Origin of the sequence: Methanobrevibacter filiformis (assembly GCF_001639265.1) — an archaeon.
Lineage (GTDB): Archaea > Methanobacteriota > Methanobacteria > Methanobacteriales > Methanobacteriaceae > Methanacia > Methanacia filiformis.
Genome location: NZ_LWMT01000202.1, coordinates 1 through 20,980, shown reverse-complemented (window position 1 = coordinate 20,980; position 20,980 = coordinate 1). Strand labels below are relative to the sequence as shown.

At 25.3% G+C, this 20,980-nt stretch carries 14 protein-coding genes; 6 read left to right on the top strand and 8 right to left on the bottom strand.

What is annotated here, in order from left to right; all coding sequences use genetic code 11:
• The first annotated feature begins 563 nt into the window (after positions 1 to 563).
• The gene (locus MBFIL_RS05145) at positions 564 to 1,292 is read left to right on the top strand and encodes a class I SAM-dependent methyltransferase (RefSeq protein ID WP_066972084.1); all 729 of its coding nucleotides are present in this window, start codon (positions 564 to 566) and stop codon (positions 1,290 to 1,292) included.
• A gap of 29 nt (positions 1,293 to 1,321) precedes the next feature.
• On the opposite strand, the gene cofG is transcribed toward MBFIL_RS05145, so the two are convergent.
• From cofG to MBFIL_RS05115, 6 genes are all read right to left on the bottom strand, one after another.
• Positions 1,322 to 2,449 carry a 7,8-didemethyl-8-hydroxy-5-deazariboflavin synthase subunit CofG gene (cofG, locus tag MBFIL_RS05140; RefSeq protein ID WP_066972083.1) on the bottom strand — a complete coding sequence of 376 codons (1,128 nt, stop codon included), beginning with the start codon at positions 2,447 to 2,449 and terminating at the stop codon, positions 1,322 to 1,324.
• A gap of 391 nt (positions 2,450 to 2,840) precedes the next feature.
• The gene (locus MBFIL_RS05135) at positions 2,841 to 3,281 is read right to left on the bottom strand and encodes a DUF2120 family protein (protein ID WP_066972080.1); all 441 of its coding nucleotides are present in this window, start codon (positions 3,279 to 3,281) and stop codon (positions 2,841 to 2,843) included.
• Between the two features lie 157 nt (positions 3,282 to 3,438).
• Entirely contained in the window at positions 3,439 to 4,383 is a 945-nt protein-coding gene (mptA, locus tag MBFIL_RS05130; protein WP_066972078.1) for a GTP cyclohydrolase MptA, read from the bottom strand.
• Between the two features lie 628 nt (positions 4,384 to 5,011).
• Positions 5,012 to 5,488 (bottom strand): Lrp/AsnC family transcriptional regulator, encoded by a 477-nt coding sequence (locus MBFIL_RS05125; RefSeq protein WP_066972076.1) that lies wholly within the window; start codon positions 5,486 to 5,488, stop codon positions 5,012 to 5,014.
• A gap of 719 nt (positions 5,489 to 6,207) precedes the next feature.
• On the bottom strand, positions 6,208 to 7,026 hold the full coding sequence (locus MBFIL_RS05120; RefSeq protein WP_066972074.1) for a DUF4013 domain-containing protein: 819 nt from the start codon (positions 7,024 to 7,026) through the stop codon (positions 6,208 to 6,210).
• Between the two features lie 426 nt (positions 7,027 to 7,452).
• Positions 7,453 to 8,628 (bottom strand): tRNA (guanine(10)-N(2))-dimethyltransferase, encoded by a 1,176-nt coding sequence (locus MBFIL_RS05115; RefSeq protein WP_066972072.1) that lies wholly within the window; start codon positions 8,626 to 8,628, stop codon positions 7,453 to 7,455.
• 440 nt (positions 8,629 to 9,068) lie between these two features.
• Here MBFIL_RS05115 and MBFIL_RS05110 point away from each other — a divergent pair, with 440 nt between their 5' ends.
• The gene (locus tag MBFIL_RS05110) at positions 9,069 to 10,172 is read left to right on the top strand and encodes a DegT/DnrJ/EryC1/StrS family aminotransferase (RefSeq protein ID WP_066972070.1); all 1,104 of its coding nucleotides are present in this window, start codon (positions 9,069 to 9,071) and stop codon (positions 10,170 to 10,172) included.
• A 175-nt stretch (positions 10,173 to 10,347) separates the two neighbouring features.
• Here MBFIL_RS05110 and MBFIL_RS05105 read toward each other — a convergent pair whose 3' ends face one another.
• Positions 10,348 to 11,211 (bottom strand): DUF4013 domain-containing protein, encoded by an 864-nt coding sequence (locus tag MBFIL_RS05105; RefSeq protein ID WP_066972068.1) that lies wholly within the window; start codon positions 11,209 to 11,211, stop codon positions 10,348 to 10,350.
• Between the two features lie 549 nt (positions 11,212 to 11,760).
• Here MBFIL_RS05105 and MBFIL_RS05100 point away from each other — a divergent pair.
• The 3 genes from MBFIL_RS05100 (at position 11,761) to MBFIL_RS05090 (ending at position 17,226) form a co-directional block, all read left to right on the top strand.
• Positions 11,761 to 12,633: a TIGR00269 family protein gene (locus MBFIL_RS05100; RefSeq protein WP_066972066.1), complete on the top strand. Its 873-nt coding sequence runs from the start codon at positions 11,761 to 11,763 to the stop codon at positions 12,631 to 12,633.
• A gap of 777 nt (positions 12,634 to 13,410) precedes the next feature.
• Complete coding sequence (nrdD, locus tag MBFIL_RS05095) at positions 13,411 to 15,684, top strand: anaerobic ribonucleoside-triphosphate reductase (RefSeq protein ID WP_066972086.1); 2,274 nt, start codon at positions 13,411 to 13,413, stop codon at positions 15,682 to 15,684.
• A gap of 375 nt (positions 15,685 to 16,059) precedes the next feature.
• Positions 16,060 to 17,226 carry a hypothetical protein gene (locus MBFIL_RS05090; protein ID WP_066972064.1) on the top strand — a complete coding sequence of 389 codons (1,167 nt, stop codon included), beginning with the start codon at positions 16,060 to 16,062 and terminating at the stop codon, positions 17,224 to 17,226.
• Between the two features lie 197 nt (positions 17,227 to 17,423).
• On the opposite strand, the gene MBFIL_RS05085 is transcribed toward MBFIL_RS05090, so the two are convergent.
• The gene (locus MBFIL_RS05085; protein WP_066972062.1) at positions 17,424 to 19,997 is read right to left on the bottom strand and encodes a RecQ family ATP-dependent DNA helicase; all 2,574 of its coding nucleotides are present in this window, start codon (positions 19,995 to 19,997) and stop codon (positions 17,424 to 17,426) included.
• Between the two features lie 269 nt (positions 19,998 to 20,266).
• Here MBFIL_RS05085 and MBFIL_RS05080 point away from each other — a divergent pair, with 269 nt between their 5' ends.
• The gene (locus tag MBFIL_RS05080; RefSeq protein ID WP_084266307.1) at positions 20,267 to 20,737 is read left to right on the top strand and encodes a nucleoside deaminase; all 471 of its coding nucleotides are present in this window, start codon (positions 20,267 to 20,269) and stop codon (positions 20,735 to 20,737) included.
• Positions 20,738 to 20,980: the final 243 nt, after the last annotated feature.

Below are 20,980 nucleotides of genomic sequence, written 5' to 3'. Positions count from 1 at the left end.
AATTAATATTACAATATTTATTAATTTTATAATTAATTATTATAATAATCTAGTAATCATTTAACTAATATCATAATAATCTATTAATTATGCAACTAATGTCTATCTAATTTTAACAAAGTAGTAATATCAATATATTTTGTTTTGTATATAATATTTTCCATGTATTTTTGTCATAATTTCTAATTATATCTTAAGTTTTTAAACATGAAACATTTTTTAATATTCTAAAAACTAATATCATAATGTTATAAAAATGATTTTAAAAAAGATTAAACTACATTAATACTGTTTTATTCCAAATTCACATTTAATTATTCTTTTATTTCTACAATTGTCCAATGGATGACTAAATAAAATATTATTAAATTGAATTCTGTATTAAAATAGGAAACATATAATAATCTAATTCTTTTAATTAATAAAAAACTTTGAAAAATTTTAAGAATAAATAATTTATTTTATATTGATAAATATAATACAATTACTCATATAAACTTTATCATTTATATATTTTTTCATATTTATGTTTTTAATTAGTCTATAAACTTATTGTTGATATTATGAAATGGAAGAAAATAGGGAAAATATTGGTTTTAGATAAACATCCAAGTAATCTTGATGAGTTATTAACTATTCACAATGTCGATACCATTGTTAAAGTTAACAATATTCACGGGAAATTAAGAGAACCTGATATTGAGGTTTTAAGAGGGAATGAAACCGAAACAATACATAAAGAAAATGGATGTCTATTTAAATTAGATTTATCTAAAATAATGTGGTCTAAAGGAAACACAACAGAGCGATTTAGAATAGCTAAGCTTGTTCAGGATGGTGAGGTGATTATTGATATGTTTGCAGGAATTGGATACTTTTCTATTCCAATACTTGTACATAATAACCCTAAAAAAGTATTTTCAATAGAATTAAATCCTAATTCCTATTATTTTTTAAAAGAAAACATTAAATTAAATAAAATAGCTAACGAAAAAATTGAAACTATTTTAGGCGACTCTAACACTGTGAATGTCCCAGTACTTGCAGATAGGGTATTAATGGGATATGTCAAAACAACACACCATTTTTTATCCACTGCAATCCATAATTTAAAACCTGGTGGAGTATTGCATTATCATGAAACAGTTCCAGATAAATTAATTAACACTAGACCTTATGAAAGGATAAAAAAAGAAGCAAGATTGAGGGAAGTTGAAATACTAAACATTAAAAAAATAAAAAACTATTCTCCTGGAGTTTCACATATTGTAGTAGATGCCAAAATTCATTAATTTAAACAGTATAACTGTATATGCTTTATTTATCTAAGTTTATTCCTCATTTTTAAAGTTTTATTAAGTAAATTATCATTTAAATAATTAGAATTAATGTATTTATCATAAATAGCTAATCTTTCTTTAAACTCATAACCACATTCATTTGTTAATAGTTTAAGTTGCTTTATTTGGGGCCAACTTGCTTCAGGATTTACATAATCTTTTGTTAATGGAGATATGCCTCCCCAATCGTCTCCACCACAAAGTAAAAACACTTGATTTGTTTCATAGTTTAAATTTGGTGGTACTTGGATGCTTAAATCATTGAATAATAATTTAGATACGGATACTGTTCTTATCATATCTAAAAGTGATGGTTCAGGGTAATTTTCCATAGGGGTGCCTTTTTTGCTTCTGAAATTTTGAACAATTAATTCTTGAATATGTCCATATTTATTTTGAAGTTTTTGAATATCCATAAGGGATTTAGCTATTTCTTCTTTAGTTTCACCAATTCCAATTAATATTCCAGTAGTATAAGGAATTTTAAGTTTTCCAGCATTAGCGATTGCTTCTAACCTAAGCCCAGGGTCTTTTCCAGGGCTGTTTTCGTGAGCTATTGTATGCATTAACCTTTCAGATGAATTTTCAATCATCATTCCCATAGATACATTAACCTCATGAAGTGCTTTTAAATCTTCATATTCAAAAACTCCTCCATTTGTGTGGGGAAGAAGTTCAGTCTCATTTAATATGTTTTCACAAATGTCATAAACATATTCAACTATAGAAACATAACCTTTCTTTTTTAGCTCTTTTTGAACTACTTTATCACTATCAGCTTCTTCTCCAAATGTAAGTAATGCTTCTTTACAACCATACTTTTCAGATTCTTTTAATTTAACTATTATATCTTTTTTGTCTTTTAATATAATTGCATCAGGATTTGCAGGCGATTTTTTAAAAATACAATATCCACAAGCATTTCTACATATTTCAGTAACTGGAATAAACATATTTTTAGAATATGTAATAATATTTGATTCTCTTTTATGGTTAGCTATTTCCATTAGCTGATTAACTTCTTCTCTTTTTGAATTTAGGAGATTAACTACATCATCTTCATTTAATCCTCTTTTATTTGTCTTTTCGAAGATATATGTTTGATTCATAGGATCACTAATTGGAATTTTAATCAATAATTTTGAATTTTATTTCTTAAATCTTTGAAACAAAATTTTGAAAACGAAAAATCAAAGATTCTCTAATTTCATTGGAAATAAAAGTTTAAGAAAATCAAAGATTTTCTAACTTAATAAATTAAGTTTGATCAAAAGTTATTCAAGAAATAAGTATTCTAAACATAAGGAATGCTTTTATTAATTTGAAACAAACTTTTGAAAAAAGTTTGAACAAAAGTTATTCCAAAATTTAAGCATTTTAAACATAAGGAATGCTTTTATTAATTTGAAACAAACTTTTGAAAAAAGTTTGAACAAAAGTTATTCCAAAATTTAAGCATTTTAAACATAAGGAATGCTTTTATTAATTTTAAAAGATTATTCATGTTTCATTATCTGATACTACAAATTCAATATATACTGGTCCAACATCAGCTTTATCTTTCCATATTGCAACAAAGATTCCAGCAGTAGGAATTTCAAAGAATTTGTATTCTACTGCAACATTAAGAGCTTCAAATGATTTTTTCATTCTAGAAACTCCACCAATGTCTGTTTCTCCATTAATTTGCATGCTTGATCTTATTTGTTCGTCCATTCTATTAATAAGTTTTCCAGCATCATCTGAGATTTCAGGAATTTCATGTCCTTCCATATGCTCTATTAATTTTTCTAATTTTTCTTCTAATTCATCTATTTTTATGTTTTTTGAAGATCTTGCTCTTATGATAAGTATTAATTGTGCATCTAAAGCTGCTCTTGATCCTTCAAAGGCATCTAGGAATTTAACTATTTGTCCTGCAATTTTGTGCAATTTAACCATATAATCACTTTAATCAATAAATAATAATGAACAATATATAATTAATAAAATAGTACTGAAATAGCTATAGTTAACTATAGTTAACTATATTTCACTATATTTCACTATATTTCATTGTATTTTAACATTAGATGAATAATATTAATGAAATCATTTATTATTCCTCAGATGTTTTAATTTCTTTTTTAAGTTCTGCCATTGTGGATATTTTCTCAGCATATGCATTGTGTCTGTGAATACTTTCTTCGTTGACCTGACGGACAGTTACTAATGTGTCGTCTGGTAAGTGGGAGTATTCTTGGATAATTTTTTCAACCATGTTTCTAACGATGTCTTCGACAAAATATGGTCTTTTATGAGCATTCATAACCACTGCATTCTCGTCTGGTCTTTTTAATAGCTCGCAGACAGAAGAACTCATTGAACTTTCAATTATTTTAATTATGTCTTCGCCCCTAACTGTCTGATTTTGAGGTACTTCAATAATTATTGTTCCTATGCCTCTTTGATTATGTGAAGCGAATGTGACAGTATCTATTACTTTATTTAAAGTATCTTCATCTAAAAATTCTGCTAATTTAGCTTTATCTGCTTCTTTTACAGATTCTTGGGCGCATGGGCAAACTGTCATTCCTACGACTTCGGCTCCTATGCTTTTCCTTATTTTAATCTCATTATTTTCTCTGTAACCTATTGCATTAGCTATTAGTTTAGTCATTTCCTGTGTCTTGTTTCGAGTAATTGGTGATTTTTTAATAAACATGAAATCACTGATCATGTTGACTTCTGCCATCTTAGCATACTTGTGTTTTGACATTAAACTACTTACAATATCTGCACATAATGATTCTATTTCAATTGATTTGTTATTTACGACTTCTTCAACTACTTCGCTAATAGCTTCTGGGTTTCTAGACATGTGTATGCCTCGTTGGGTACTTGGAAGATCCACATATGCATTGAATGTAGGAAGTAAAATTATAGGTCTTTTATTATCTCTTTCAAGCTTTATAAGCTTTTTAATTCCTTCAACACCTACACGAGTTAAGTGTACAGGAACTCTTGGTCTATTATTTTGAGTATCTGGAAAGCAAACTACCATATTTAAACCCCATTTATTATTAAATATAATTAAAGATTCATTGTTTTTTAAATATTAACTAATTTTAATTTATTTTAATAAACTAATTTTATAATTTTAATATTTAATTGATCTTAAAAATTTATTTAATTTATTTTTAATTTTAATATTTAATTTTATAATTTTAATATTTAATTAATTTTAAAAATTTATTTAATCTATATTTCTAACTATGTTTTATAAAATTTGATATTGTGTTAATGTTTTCTAAAGGTTCATTATAATAGTTTGTTTTTAAGTTGCGAAATCTTTAAAAATAAGTTTGAATTAATTTGTTTAGAATGGAGTAATCTTTATTTAGTATCATTATTTTCATTTATATTTTTAAAGTTAATGAAATATTAATAGTTATAGAAAATTAGCTATTTTATTATTATAATTTTGATATTAAGTATTAAGTCAAAAGTAGTTATTTAAAATACAGATTAAATATTAATTTTTAGTGTAAAATATAAAATAAGAATGCATTGAATATTATTTAAAGCTAAATATTTACTTTAAATATAACGTTGGGAATATTAAAATAATGAATGTATGAAATAATGAAGTATAAAAAGAATATTAATAATAGTTAGTAATTTGACTTAAGTTACAGCATTTCTGCAGAGCCTAAGTCTTCTTTTATAATATTTAGTACCATTTGGGTACATGTTTTGTAGATTCCTGGTTCTTTTAATAGATCTTTAATAAATGCATCTAACTCATGAGTATCTCTAAATTTAGTTATTAATAAAGCATCATACTCTCCAGTTACTTCATATATCCCAATAATATTTGGACTATATTTAGAGTTTTCCCAACTATCTAACTGCCCATTTTTTAGTTTAACTCCAATTATTGTTGTAAGGTTGTACCCAAGCTTCTCATGGTTCATTATTGACGTGAATTTTTTAATTACTTCAGTTTTAACTAATTTATCAATACGGTTGTGAACTGTTCCTACAGAAATATCCAAATCTCTTGATATTTGCCTGTAAGGAGTTCTAGCATCTTTATTAATTATCTTGAGTATTTTTTTATCTGTTCCATCAAGTTTAACGATTTCTTCTATGTTATCAGACTTCATTTTATCATCTTTTTAGTTTAGACCTTTCAATGCCTATTTAATTATTATATTTAGCTATTTACTATTTCACTTAAGAATATTGTAACTTATTCCAATATTCTATGTGTTTTATTTCTTAAAAATATCAAAATAATCATACTTCATAACTAATCAAGATTATACAACTAATTTAGGATTTTAATCTTTAAATTATATAAAATGTTTAAAATTTGTATAATTTATATTTTTAATATTTTATACATATTTTATGTTTTTATAAATATATAATGTTTTCGTTTATATTTCGTATATTTAAATAATAAGTATAATTTTATTAATAAATTTTCATATTTATTATTAAATTAGACATCTATTTACACTTATTAGTATAATCCTGTAATGTTCTAAGTTGCATATATATTGTTCGTTACTATTATTTTTTATACATGTCTCAATATGAACATTTGATATTTTAATTTAGAAATATTGTTAGTTATCTAAGATATAATTTAAATAATTAGTAAATCACATTCAATATTTTATAGTCACTAAAAAAATCGTTTAATTTATTCTTAATCACATTTTTTTAAATTTTTACAAAATTCAAAAAATAAGAAAAGTTTAAGGGAACTTGTATTGTATAGTTTTTTTCACATAATTTACTACATTTTTTGTAATATTGTGTATTTTTTAGCAATTGTTTTTTTCAATTATATATAATTTATAATTCCTTTATTCGTTTAATATATCGATTCAAGATATATTGAACCAATTGATTTGAAAATAAACACATAAATATAAGGTATAATTAAAACTACATTAAGTATAGTAGCTACAAATCCAACCCCAATCCCTCCTGTAATGAAGGTTATTCCTACACCAATTAACCATAGTATAACAATTGCAACAATCATTAAAATAAAATTAACTAAGAAATCTTTTATTTCAACATCCTTTAATATGCCTATAATCTCTTTAAATTCAAGAGCTGAAATTAATTCTCTGGTTTCTGAGAATCTACCTACTGCAACAGTAAAGAATGCTGTGAATATTAAAAATATAATTATTGATAATACAAATAGCTCAGTTAACATGGGTACAGTCGTAATATTTAAAATAGCAAAGGAACTTAAGTAAATCAATACACTTACTAATGGAATAAGTAGATTGGTTACATAAGCAATAGTCAGTATTATTATAACGGGTATTATATAATATGCAATAGCTATTACAATCAGCTTTAATCCTTCTATAATATCTTGTTTAACATCAAATTTAGGTAAATCATATGTTTCATCATTAGTTTCAATTGTAGTTCTGGTTATTTTAGCTAAATATCCCCCACTAAATATATAAATCACAAAAAGTACTATCATTGCAATTATTATGGTTAAAAGTAACACTGACACATTATTTGTTGCAATACCTAATGCTTGAAGCATAATTCCAATAATGCTCCCTATAAAACAGAGGACTCCAATAATAACTACTTTAAAAATATTATTAAAAGGATAAAGGAGGTTTTCTTTAATTGTTTCTAAGTAAAAATCTAATCTCATTTGTTCACCTATTTGGTCTAATTTATTAATTAATTTTTATTATTACTGTTATTTTTTATTATTACTGTTATTTTTTATTATTACTGTTATTTTTTATTATTACTGTTATTTTTTATTATTACTGTTATTTTTTATTATTACTGTTATTTTTTATTATTACTGTTATTTTTATTATTACTGTTATTTTTATTATTACTGTTATTTTTATTATTAATTTATTATGTATTCTACTAATTTTAGATGTTTTACTATAAATAATTCATTTTTCATTAATTTTTTTAGATATTTATTCATAATTTTTTATTTTAGCCTTATTAAATATTTTATTTATTTGAATTATCTAATTAAAATTATCTACATTAATAGCATTAATATTAATTTGCAGAGTATTATTTCTATTTTACTATCTTTTAATTTATTAATCCTTTAATTTACTAATCTTTTAATAATTTTTTTTAAGGTTTGAACATCACAATCTGTTTTTATTCCCAGTGGGTTGAAGTGGGTTTTTATTGCAAGGTATCCTTCTTTTATTAAAGTGTTTAGTATTTTATCTAACTTTGGAGCACTTATTTTCATAATTCTACATAATTCATGAACATCATAGAATGTTACAGGTGCTTCACTTTCTTTGTAACAGGTTTCAAGAAGTTTATCAATTTCATTTTTAGTGCTTAGTATTTTAGAATTATCATTCATCATCTTTTCTATGAATTCTTTATTTTGGATTAGTCCTACCCACAAAGGTCCTGTAATTTTCAATTTTTCACCACATTCTGGGCAAATTCTGGGAATACTTGTTGTAATTCCTGTAATTGATTTTCTGTAAGAGCATTTTCTGCAGTGTATGATATGACCAATATTATTTTTTAGGGATTCATCAGAAGATGCAGATCCTTTTTTAATTTTAAGATATAATCTCATATAATGCATACTGCTGTGGGATAGCTGAGGAATAATATATTTTTTGTATTTAGCAAAAGTTAAGGCTATAAAACCAATTAAAATCCTTATTCCTGTTTCATGACAATATTCACTTTTATAAGGCATTGCATTGTATTTTCTAACACAAGGCTCTTTGTATGTTCCACAAAGTGCTGATGTGTCTGTTGCTGTAACACATAGGAGAGAGTTCTTTTTTATTGAGTAAGCTACTGAATCTATGAAGTAGGAAGGTGTTCCAAACGGATCAATATCTATAATATCATAAACTCCTCTACTTTGCCTAAGTAATATATTTGCTTCATTTTGATGAAATGTAAGTTCTACATCATTGTACTCAGCATTTTTTTTTGCAAAAGAAATAGCTAGGGGGCTTATATCATTAACATGAACTTCGTCTGTATCAGTTATTTCTTTTTTATAACGAATTCCTCTTATTCCACTTCCTCCAAAAAGATCGCAAATAGCTATTTTCCTATTTAATTCTTTCTGAAATGTTTGAAGTGCAAGTATTGATATGTCTCTGTTAAATTCCATATTAGGATTATAAAAAACAGGTGCTTCAGATGAAATTTTATCAAATTCAGGTATTTTAATTTTTATTAATCCTTCATCAATTATTTTCATATTTTCTATTTTTTCACCCTCTATGTCATCCATAATACTTACATCCTCTTTTTTTATCTGGATTAATCATCAATAAGAATTTTTTAAATAAGCAATTTAAATTAATTTACTTGCTTGATTATGTATAAAATTATATAAATTTAAGTATACCTATATATAAGAATATAATTAATATTTAACAATTTAATTATTATTCATAATTAATTAATTTTGTAATAACTTAAATATTGTATTAAATCTTATTAATTTATACCATTTTGTTATTATTATGATTATTAGTATATTTTTTTACTAAATAATTAATTTAAGTTATTATTTAATTTATACTAATTAATTTAAGTTATATTACAATATTAACTTATATTATAATGTTTAAAATAGAACTCATGGTATAAATCATTTTAATTATCTATATTAATCATGTTATTTTTAGATAAATAGTTGGTATTTTAACTTATCTTTCAGGTGTCGTCATGTCAATTGAAATTCCTATTGCAAATCCTCTTATTGGGGATGAAGAGATTAAAGAAGTAGTGGATGTTTTAAAATCTGGTTTTATAGCTCAAGGACCAAAAGTAAAAGAGTTTGAAGAAGAATTTGCAAAGTATATTGGTACAAAATATGCTATAGCTACAAGTTCAGGAACAACAGCATTGCATACTGCTCTTTTAGCTATTGGAGTTACCAGTGGTGATGAAATTATAACAACTCCTTTTTCATTTGCAGCAACTGGAAATAGTATATTATTTACAGGAGCAAGACCTGTATTTGTTGATATTGATCCTAAAACATTTAATATTGATCCAGAAAAAATAGAAGACGCAATTACAGATAATACAAAGGCTATCATGCCAGTTCAATTATATGGTCAATCTGTAGATATGGATCCAATAATGGAAATAGCTAAAGATCATAATTTAAAAGTTGTTGAAGATGCAGCTCAAGCACATGGTGCATTGTATAAAGAAAAAAAAGTTGGAAATTTAGGGGATATTGCCTGTTTTAGTTTTTATCCAACAAAAAACATGACAACTAGTGAAGGCGGAATTATAACCACAAATAATAAAGAATTAGCTGATATTGCACAATCTATAAGAGCACATGGAGAATCTAAACGATATGAGCATTATATACTTGGATACAACTTCCGAATGACTGATATTTCTGCAGCTATTGGAATAGCTCAATTAAACAAGCTTGATACATTCAACAACAAGAGAATAGCTAATGCAGAATTTTTGAACAATAATTTAAAAGATATTGATGGAATAGTCACTCCAAAATTACAGGATGACTCTAAACATGTTTATCATCAATACACAATAAAAGTAGAAAAAGGAAATAGGGATGATTGGATTAGATTCCTAAATGATAATGGAGTAGGCACAGGAATTCATTATCCTATTCCAATTTATAAACAAGAACTGTATCAGAACTTAGGTTACACAGATAGATTGTTAGAATCAGAACGTGCTGCTAACACTGTTATATCTCTTCCAATTCATCCATCTGTGACTAAAGATAATTTAAATAAAATAATAAATGTATTAAAAGAAGCATCTGATAAATTTAGTTAATAATCATTGGTTATTTTATATTACTCTTATTATTTTATATTATTCTTATTATTTTATTATTACTTTATTATTACTTAATATTACTTAATAAATCATAGAGGATAAATATATTTTTCATCTTTGAATTGCTTATTTTTTGAAATAGCTTTTGATCAAACTTTTTTTAAAAGTTTGTTTAATAGCTATTTTCAGGTGGTTTATAATTTATGTAAGGATCTATTTCTTCATCTTTTAGATTGTACACTAAACCTAAGACTCTTGATATAAATAAACCGAAGAAAGTAACAATAATGAAAGAATTTAATATTGTGCTTATAATTAGTCCAAGTATTCCCATAAGACTCATATAACCAATTATAATATTTACAAAAAACATAATAATTCCTACAATTATTCCTATAGCTATTAAATATCCAATATATCTTCCCCATCCAATTTCTTTAATATCTTTTATTATCTCGGTTATTTGCAATGCTGACTTTACAGAGTTATCTTTAGATAACCTACAGAATCCAATCAATAATGGGATTAAGAATATTACCAATAAAATTATCCCAACAACTATAATTTCTAGAAATTTGGTTAAAAAGTTTATAAGTAGTGCATTAGGTGTGTGAGCACCATATTCTAAACCGTACTGTGTATAATATCCCATAATGGAATTGTAATCTTGAATAAAATTTAGATTTGATATTAGAATCACCATTATAATAATTGGAATTATGAAATATGTGAGAATAATGCTTAAATATTTAATCCCATTTAGTATATTCTCTTTTAATTCAATCGTCGGCAATTTAGAATCATTATTAATGGTACTTTTGATAATAGATATGCCATAACCCATTAGGATTAAATAGGTTATTATTCCAACAATAATGAGAATAGCTATTATTTCAACACTTAGTGAATTACCTGTTATAGTTACAATAATAGTTAATAGTGGGTATAATAATGCTAAAATTCCAATTACTATAAATATTCTCTTATTTTGAAAGGGATATTTAAATCCATCATCTAAAATCGAGCTCAAACTCATAGATATTCCTCCTTTGTCTTTTTATATCTCTTTATATCTTTTTATTTTAATATTTAATTTAATATTATAATATTTGTATTCTTTATGGGAGTAATCTATTGTTCTTCTATTTCTTTATATTAATCCATAATATCTTGAAATAAATAGGTAGAAGTAACCATAAACAATAATTCCAAGCATTATATTTATTATAACTCCAAATATTTATTCAAAGTTAATTATATAGGATAGCTATCAAGAAATCCTATTCCTATAATTTCTGATATTATGGGGTGATAAAGGATATTCTAAGCTATTGTTAGAATTTTAATTACTTTTATATTTAATTACAATTAATTTATATGTAAATTAACTTAAATTAATAATTAATATTATAATTAATATTATAATTAATAATATTATAAATAATATAATTAATATTATAAATATAAACTATACTAAATATAATTTGTATTTATAAATTATATTATCTTATAATTTATTTTCTAACTATTTATTAATAATTATAAAGTATTAAATTGAGTATCAAGATTAGTTTAATGTGATTTTGTGAGTATTATTGAAAAAAAAGAATTTAACAAAAAGATATTTTCAAATATTAAATCTGTTGTTAAAGATTATGACTTAATTGAAAAGGGAGATTTAATAGCTATTGCTTTATCTGGTGGAAAAGATAGTGTATTAACACTTCACGCTTTATATTGGCTTCAAAATAGTCCTGATATGCCTAGTTTTGATTTAATAGCTATTTCTGTCAATGAAGGTATTGCTCATTATAGAAATCATGGTTTGGAATCAGCAGTTTCTAATGCAAGGGATTTGGATATTCCTTTAATTGAAAAATCATTTAATGAGGAATATGATTTGGATTTAGATGATATTTACATGAATTTTAAAAGTGCATGTATTCCTTGTGGTGTTTTCAGGCGGACTATTCTTAATAAGACTGCCCGAGAAGTTGGTGCTGATAAAATAGCTACTGGTCATAATCTTGATGATGAAATACAGTCTTTTCTTATGAGTTTTTCAAGAGCAGATATTTTCAAATTCTCAAAGTTTGGACCAAAGTTAGATAAAATACATCCAAAACTTGTTCCTCGTATTAAACCATTGTGGAATACTAAAGAAAAGGATGTTGGAACTTGGGCTATTTTAAATAATATGGATATTCATCTTAATGAATGTCCTTATTCTAATTTATCACTTAGATCAAAAATAAAGACTTTTTTAAATGATTTAGATTCAAATAACCCTGGAACAAAAATAGCTATTATGGAATCCTTTAAAAAGATGTTTTTAGATATAAAAGCTTCAACAGCTAATTTAAATCAGTGTCAAAAATGTGGTGAGCCTTGTTCTGGAGATATTTGCAAATCTTGCGATATTATTGATATCCTGAAATTAAATAAAGGTACTGATTAATATAAATTAATTTTAATTTTAATCATTTATTTTGGTATATACGACCTCGTAAACAGTTATTTTTATTTTTATGACTTAATATTCTATTTAATAAATTTTTGAATTGGTCATTTTTTTTATTTAGTAAATTTTATAAAGTACTTCTAACAATACATTAATTAACCACTCAAAGTATTAACATTATAAGAAAAAATGTTTAAAATTAAACTTATTTACTAAATTATTAAACTTATTTAATAAATACCTATTCAACATGCCATTGTTTAAACATGCCCATGTTTTTATTTTAAACAATGATTATGATATGCTTCATCATATTCATAGGTGTTAAATTTGAGATAGGTGAGATATTTATATAGTAATAATGGGGTTATAAATGGATTGTAATTAATGGATTACATCTAAATACTACAAATAATAAAATAGATAATAAATAAATTATTATATGTATGTCAAATTAAAAAATATATATAGTTAAACATTCTAAATTATAATAGGTGTACTATTAAAAGAGATATAAAATTAGAATATTTAAGAGATTTAAAGATTAAATCTAATTATTTAAAGTATTTAAATAGAATTTAAGGTGTTTAAATAGACTGATATTAGATTTTAAATTAATAATAGTTTTAAATTAGTAAAACAAGTCTTAATTTATTAGATTTTAAATTAATTGAATATTACTTTTATATTTTTCCATTAAATTAATTTAATTGTTACTAATAGGTGTTAAATGTGAAAAATGGAACTGAAATATCAAGTAATTTATCAAATAATATGAGGGTCTGTGTTAAGAAGAATAATGGGCTCATGGAGAAATTCAGCTATGAAAAACTTCTTAAATCATTAATTATGGTTGAAGCTCCACTTTTTGAATCCAATAAAATAGTTTCTGATGCGGTTTTCTCTATTTATGATGGTATCTCCACTAAAGAAATAAAAAAAGTTGTTTATAACTTATTAGCTGAAATTGATGAAGATGTAGCTAATAAATATTTAGCAAACACAGCACTTAAGGTTAGGACATCAAGGGACAAGATAGAACCTTTTGATTTAGCTAAAATTGCAAACACATTAATTCAGGAGACTGGGGCGTCTCAGGAAAGAGCTTTTGAAATAGCTAGTGATGTTTGGAAAGAACTTAAGAAATTGACTGTTGAATACTTAACTGCACCAATGATTAGGGAAATTGTAAACACTAAACTTCTTGAAGGTGGTCATGAAGACTTAAGAAGTAAATATACTCGTTTAGGTATTCCTGTTTACAATATTACTTCCTTAATTGAGAATGGATCTCGTGATAACGCGAATATGATTCATAATCCTGAAAGTGTCCATAAATATGTTGCTGATGAAGCATTAAAACAATATGCACTACTTCACATGTTACCATCTGAGTTAGCAGATGCACACATGTCTGGAGATATACATATTCATGATCTTGAATTTTTCGCAGGAAGACCATTAAACTGTATGCAGCATGATATAAGGACTTTTATTCAATATGGTCTTAAGGTAGATGGTACTGGTGACCATACATCTGTTGCAGGACCACCAAATCATATAGAAACCCTTATGAATCATACTGGTGAAATAATGCTTGCAGCTCAACAGAACATGTCTGGTGGGCAAGGTATGTCTCTTTGGAATGTTTTTGTTGCACCATTTGCAAGAGGACTTTCATATACTGATGTTAAACAAGCTGTTCAAATGCTTGTTTACAACTTAAATATGGCTTATGCAGCAAGAGGGTCTCAAGTACCATTTACAAGTATGGGTTTAGAATTTGGAGTTCCTAAATTCCTTCAGGATGTCACTGCTTATGGTCCAAAAGGCGAAATGGTTGGAACTTATGGTGATTTTGAAGATGAAACAAGGTTACTTCAAAGAGCATTTACAGAAACCTTAATTGAAGGAGATTCTGAAGGAAAACCTCATCTTTTCCCAAATACTATATACAGTTTACGTAAAGAGAATTTTAAAAGTGAATTTGAAGAAGATCTCTTAAGGGTTCATGAATTATCTGCTAAATTTGGAACATCATACTTTGATAACATGCTTCCAGATTATAGGGGTAATATGGCTAATTATATGGGGTGCCGAACTTGTCTTCAAGATAATTGGACTGGTGACTGGGACACAGATTGTCTTAGAACAGGAAATCTTGCTTATGTAACTATGAATTTCCCAAGAATAGCTTATCAGTCTCGTGATGAGCTTGAAGTCTTTGAACTATTAGATTCTTATATGGATCTTGCAGTTGAAGCATTGAATTTAAGAAGAGAACAAGGTTTAAAATGTTTAAATGATTACAACCTTTTACCATTCCTTAAACAAGATGTTGAAGAGGATATTTATTATAGAATAGAAAATTCAACAATGTCCTTTGGTTTTGTTGGTATTAATGAAATGTTACAATCTCTATTTGGAACTGGAATTGAAGATAAAGATTCAAACAGATTTGGTGTTAAAGTTGTTCAACATATGAATAATAGAGCAAATGAACTTAAAAAAGAAACTGGTCTTAGATGGTCTGTTCTCCAAACTCCTGCCGAATCCACTGCTTACAGGTTTGCAACTCTTGATAAAGAGAAATTCCCTACTAAATCTATCCTTCAAGGAAATGATGCAAACTACTACACTAATTCATCACATGTTCCAGTAAATGCTGATGTTTCATTAGCTGATAAAATAAAAATTGAGGAACAATATCACCCAATAACTGCTGGAGGTCATATATTCCATGCATTTATGGGAGAATCCTACTCAGATCCAAATGCACTAATGAGTTTAACTAAAAAAATAGCTCAAAAGTCTGACATTGGTTTCTGGGCTTATAGTTCAGCTTTAAGCTTCTGTATTAATTGTAAGACACTGATGAAAGGACTAAACAATAAATGTCCAACTTGTGGTGAAGTTGATGATGTTGAATGGTATGATAGAATAACTGGTTATGTCCAACAAGTAGGAAGAGCAAAATCTGCATCTGGCGGTTGGAATGCTGGTAAACGCCAGGAATTGGTCGATAGAAGAAGATTTGAAGATAATTAAATCTTTTCATTCTATTTTTTATTATTTTTATCCTGTTTTTGCCCTATTTTTTATTATTTTTATCCTGTTTTTGCCATATTTTTTATTATTTTTATCCTGTTTTTGCCCTATTTTTTATTATTTTTATCCTGTTTTTGCCCTATTTTTTATTATTTTTATCTGTTTTTCTATTATTTCATGAATAACATTAGTATTATTCTTAGTTTATAATTACCTCCCATAGTATTTTTACAAACACAGTTACTATTTTTATCATACTTTAAATATAAAAAATAATATTAAACATTAATTATATATTAAACTTTAATCTAATGTGATTATAATTAAAATATAAAATATTGCTGCTCACTAATTATTTTTGTATGAGGTTTGTTCATGGACCGATTGGTTAAAAACATAATTAAACTAAATGTTGAGGAAATAGCTACATTTGATTTTCCTGAAGATGAGTTTTTTGGATTGGAAATCATTGAAAAAAAGGTTAAATATGACTTTTTGCTACGTTTTTCAAGTAAAAATGACAAACTATTGTGTTTAGGATCAAGTGTCGGATCGAAACGGTATAATATTGAACCTCCTATATTTACTAGGCAGTCATGGCAAAATAGATTTGAAGAATCTGTGATTTACTATAGTGATCCTAGTTTTTATATTAATAAAGATATACGAACTGCTTGGTATATTGGAACTTCTGATACATGGTATATTGAAAAAATATCTGAAATAATTAAAAATATCATGAATAATAGAAAAATACAGCCAGAAAACACTTTATTCTATGGTACTTCAGCAGGAGGAGTTTCAGCAGTACAACTTGCAACTTTCATAAAAAAATCTACAGCATTAGCAGGTAATTTTCAAAGCAGGGTAAAATATTTTAAAAATATATCTCATTACTTACATGTAATTAATTATTGTTTTAAAGGAATAAATGAGGAAACTGTGTTGAAAGAATATGGAGAACGTTTTGACATGATAAGATTCTTTAAAAAAGAAAAATATGTTCCTCCCATTATATATTATGTTAATGCTTATTCTGAAAATGATTTAACTGAACAATGTATTCCTTTTATTAAAGGTTTAGGACAACTTCCAAATATCGATAATGATGTTGAAATATTAATATATCATGATGAAAATGGTCATAGCTCAAGAATTGGGTTAAATGAAGCATTACCTTTAATTAAGGGTGTTCTTGATAGAAAAATATATAAATATTATGATACATTTTCAGTTCCATCTTTAACTCTTAAAAAAGTGAAAAAACAAAATTTAAACTTAAAAAACAAAGTTTTGGATTTAGAAAGAGAAAATCAAGAACTTGAAACACTATTGGGGCAAAGAATTAAAGATAATATTAAGATATACCTAATGCTCAAATTTAGAAAATTATTTTATAGAATTAAAAAGATGTCTAGATATGAAGATATTGAAGAAAAAGTTAGAGGTATTACTAAAATATCAATATTAAGAAAAATCAAGAGCTATATCTTAAGAAGATTCGCTCGATTGATTTATAAGATTAAAAATACATTTAAATGATGTGATATTAAAAATAGAGTTTAATATATAGTTAATAATAATTTTAATAATAATAGTAATTTTAATAATAATAGTAATTTTGATAATTTTAATACTGGAACTTAAATTCCATCTAATAAATTTTTACAACTATCTCAAATTGAAATCGTTTAAATAGCTATTAATTACTATTTAGCAATAGCACTGTCAATTACAGTCTATTCATTGATTAATTCAATAAACGCTTTTCCATATTTTTTCATTTTAACTTTACCTACACCACTTATGTTTAAAAATTCACTTTCATTTTTTGGAACATCAATACACATTTGTGTTAAACTTGCATTAGGAAATATCATAAATGCTGGAACTCCTTCAGAACGTGCATAATCTAATCTAAGTTCTTTTAGTTTTTTAAATAACTCTTGATTTATATTTTTATTATCATTTTTATCATTTTTAGTAGTTTTAGTAGTTTTAGTAGTTTTATTTGTTTTTTGCGATTTTTTGGTTCTATTTTTAGTATTATTTTTAGTATTACTTTTAGTATTACTTTTACTATTATTTTTAATACTAATTTTAGTATTAATTTTATTAATATTATTTTCAGTATTATTATTACTTTTGGTATTACTATTTTTAGCACTATTTTTAGTATTAATCTTTTCAGTTTTATTTAAATTATTAATTGATGATTTTGGTTTGTTTTCTTTAATTATATTCATAAATTTATTTCCATACTTTTCCATTTTAACTTTACCTACTCCTGAAACACTTAAAAATTCATTTTCACTTGTTGGTAACTTTTCACACATTTCTCTTAATGTAGCATCATGGAATATTATGTATGGGGGGATTTTTTCAGATCTTGCAAGTATTAATCTTAATTCTTTTAGTTTTTTAAATAATTCTTGATTTTGAAAGCTTTTATTAAAGTTCAATTTATTTTTATTCTTTGTTTTATTTGTTTGTCTTTTTACTTTGGAATTATTCCTACTACTCTTATAATCGATGTTTTTAATAGATGAAATAGTACTATTCTTTTTATTATTACTACTTTTATTACTAATTGTATTACTATTATTATTTCTATTATTATTATTATTATTTTTATTATTTTTATTATCCTCATAGGGAGTATCATTCCAAATATGTTCATTTGTTCCAATGATTCTATTACTTTTTATTGTAGGCTTGTTTTCTACTTCTTTAATATTACTTATCTCTTTAATTCCTATTTTCATCTGAAGTGTTTTTTCAGTATTCATTAAACTTGCTTGTTTTGGTCCTAATTTTATTACAGGATACCTATTTCCAAATATTTTCAGATATTTTTTATCAATCAAAAAATCAATCACTGATCCTACTTCTTCTTTTGATTTATCACTTAATATTCCATATTCTTTTGTACTGTCAAGAGATAATTCTTTGATTTTCTTTGAACTGCTTCCTCTTAACACATTTATAATCATAGTTTTTCCAAAACTTCTGTTTTTTCTTTGGATAGAATGGATAAATGATATGATCTGTTTTGAGTCATAGGTGATGTCTATTTGTTCAAATTCTCCTTTACAGTTGTAACAGTTGTTGCACTGATCTTTTGCAGTTTCTCCAAAGTAGTTTAGTATGTATTTTCTGTAGCATTCAGTTGTAATACAGTATTCTTGCATTTTTTTAAGTAAAGTGTATTCTTTGTTAATTAATTTGCTTTTCAACTTTGGATTATTTGATTCTTCATTTTCAATTGTTTTTTCTATAAGGAATTTGTTAATAATCATGTCTTGTGCTGAATAAAGTAAAATACATTTTCCAGGTGATCCATCTCTTCCAGCTCTTCCAGCTTCTTGATAATAATTCTCTATATTCTTTGGCATATTGTAATGAATAACAAAATTCACATTAGATTTATCTATACCCATTCCAAAAGCATTTGTTGCTACCATTATTGTTTTATGGTCTGTGAAGAAGTTTTCCTGGTTTTTATGACGTTCTTTATTACTTAAACCAGCATGATAACGAGTAGCGGAGTATCCTAATTGGATTAACTTTTTACAAACTTGTTCTACAGTTTTACGGGCATTACAATATATAATTCCACTATTTGATTCTTCTGACTCTAATATTTCAAGTAATTCATCAAATTTTTGCTTAGATTTACGAACTTCAAAATATAAGTTCTCTCTATCATAGCCTGTTTTAACCGTACTTGGATTTTTGAGTCCAAGTTGTGTAATAATATCTTTTTCAACATTTTTAGTAGCAGTAGCTGTAAATGCAGAGACAACAGGTCTAACTTTAATTTTACTTATAAATTCTTTAATATCAAGATATGCAGGTCTAAAATCATGCCCCCATTGTGAAACACAGTGTGCTTCATCAATAGCTATCATATTTATCTTCTTTGATGATATTGCATCAAAAAAGCCTTCAGAATATAGTCGTTCTGGTGCAACATAGATTAATTTGTATTTCCCATTGTATATGTTATTTATTCTGTGGTTATATTCTTCTCTATTTAATGTACTGTTTATATAAGTAGCTTCAATTCCATTTTCATGGATTAAATTTACCTGATCTTTCATTAAAGAGATAAGAGGAGATATTACAATAGTTATTCCTTCAAAAATAAGTGCAGGTAGTTGATAACATATGGATTTTCCTGAACCAGTTGGCATTATTCCTAAAGTATCTTCATTGGATAAAATAGAATTAATTAAATCTTTTTGCCCCCTTCGGAATGTATCATACCCGAAATATTCCTTTAAAACCTTTTTAATATCTTGATACTCCATATGAATTCCTTTTTAAATTTTAAAAATAGCTATATGAATATTTGGTTGATATTATATAAAATTCTTTTTATTTCTTGAATTATTGTTAAATTAGCAATATTTCTATATTATTATTCACTTTTAAAGAATAATTTTATAGTATTATAATTTTTCATATTTCTGATAAATAGCTAAATATTTATTATATGATTCATAATATATTACTAAATATTATGATTTAGATCTTTTAATTATTGATGAGTACTTATGATTGTTGTTGGTGTTTAGTTATGGATGATTATTATTTTATGAAAGAAGCTATTAAAGAAGCAAAAAAGTCTCTATCTGAAGGAGGAATTCCAATTGGGTCTGTTATTGTTGATGATGATGAAATAATAGCTAGAGGTCATAATAAGCTTATTCAAAATAATTCAGCTATTTTACATGGTGAAATGGATGCAATAGAAAATGCGGGTAGGTTAGAAGGATCTGATTATAAAAAACTTACATTATACACCACTCTTTCCCCATGCCCAATGTGTTCTGGAGCTGTAATATTATACAACATTCCTCGAGTTGTTATTGGGGAAAATATTACTCTTCAAGGTGGAGAAAATCTACTTAAAACCAATGGTGTAGAAATCATTGATTTAAAAATGGATGAAGCAAAAGAACTTCTTGAAGATTATATTAAAAAGAATCCCGATATATGGGAAGAAGAATTAGAACGAGTTGGATCAAAAACAACTGTTAAAGTTTAATGTTTGATTATTTAACATTTAATCATGAAAAAATTTGGCTGTGCAATAATTATTTTTTGTAAAAATAGATATCTAATTAAAATAAATTAAAATATTTGTAAGTCATTAATACATAATTTTTATAAAAAATAAATGTTTAAAATAGTTATAATTAATAAATAACTCATATTAATTAGTTAAATTGAATTAAAAATAGTTTAAAGGATAATAAAAATTAAATGTTTAAAAATAACTATTTTTAGT

What these genes read in the sequence shown, in the direction of transcription:
- MBFIL_RS05125 (WP_066972076.1), bottom strand. Translation starts at nt 5,488, where the DNA reads ATGAAGTCTGATAACATAGAAGAAATCGTTAAACTTGATGGAACAGAT.
- MBFIL_RS05105 (WP_066972068.1), bottom strand. Translation starts at nt 11,211, where the DNA reads ATGAGTTTGAGCTCGATTTTAGATGATGGATTTAAATATCCCTTTCAA.
- MBFIL_RS05115 (WP_066972072.1), bottom strand. Translation starts at nt 8,628, where the DNA reads ATGGATGACATAGAGGGTGAAAAAATAGAAAATATGAAAATAATTGAT.
- MBFIL_RS05085 (WP_066972062.1), bottom strand. Translation starts at nt 19,997, where the DNA reads ATGGAGTATCAAGATATTAAAAAGGTTTTAAAGGAATATTTCGGGTAT.
- MBFIL_RS05145 (WP_066972084.1), top strand. Translation starts at nt 564, where the DNA reads ATGAAATGGAAGAAAATAGGGAAAATATTGGTTTTAGATAAACATCCA.
- MBFIL_RS05135 (WP_066972080.1), bottom strand. Translation starts at nt 3,281, where the DNA reads ATGGTTAAATTGCACAAAATTGCAGGACAAATAGTTAAATTCCTAGAT.
- MBFIL_RS05110 (WP_066972070.1), top strand. Translation starts at nt 9,069, where the DNA reads ATGTCAATTGAAATTCCTATTGCAAATCCTCTTATTGGGGATGAAGAG.
- MBFIL_RS05090 (WP_066972064.1), top strand. Translation starts at nt 16,060, where the DNA reads ATGGACCGATTGGTTAAAAACATAATTAAACTAAATGTTGAGGAAATA.
- mptA (WP_066972078.1), bottom strand. Translation starts at nt 4,383, where the DNA reads ATGGTAGTTTGCTTTCCAGATACTCAAAATAATAGACCAAGAGTTCCT.
- MBFIL_RS05080 (WP_084266307.1), top strand. Translation starts at nt 20,267, where the DNA reads ATGGATGATTATTATTTTATGAAAGAAGCTATTAAAGAAGCAAAAAAG.
- cofG (WP_066972083.1), bottom strand. Translation starts at nt 2,449, where the DNA reads ATGAATCAAACATATATCTTCGAAAAGACAAATAAAAGAGGATTAAAT.
- nrdD (WP_066972086.1), top strand. Translation starts at nt 13,411, where the DNA reads ATGAGGGTCTGTGTTAAGAAGAATAATGGGCTCATGGAGAAATTCAGC.
- MBFIL_RS05120 (WP_066972074.1), bottom strand. Translation starts at nt 7,026, where the DNA reads ATGAGATTAGATTTTTACTTAGAAACAATTAAAGAAAACCTCCTTTAT.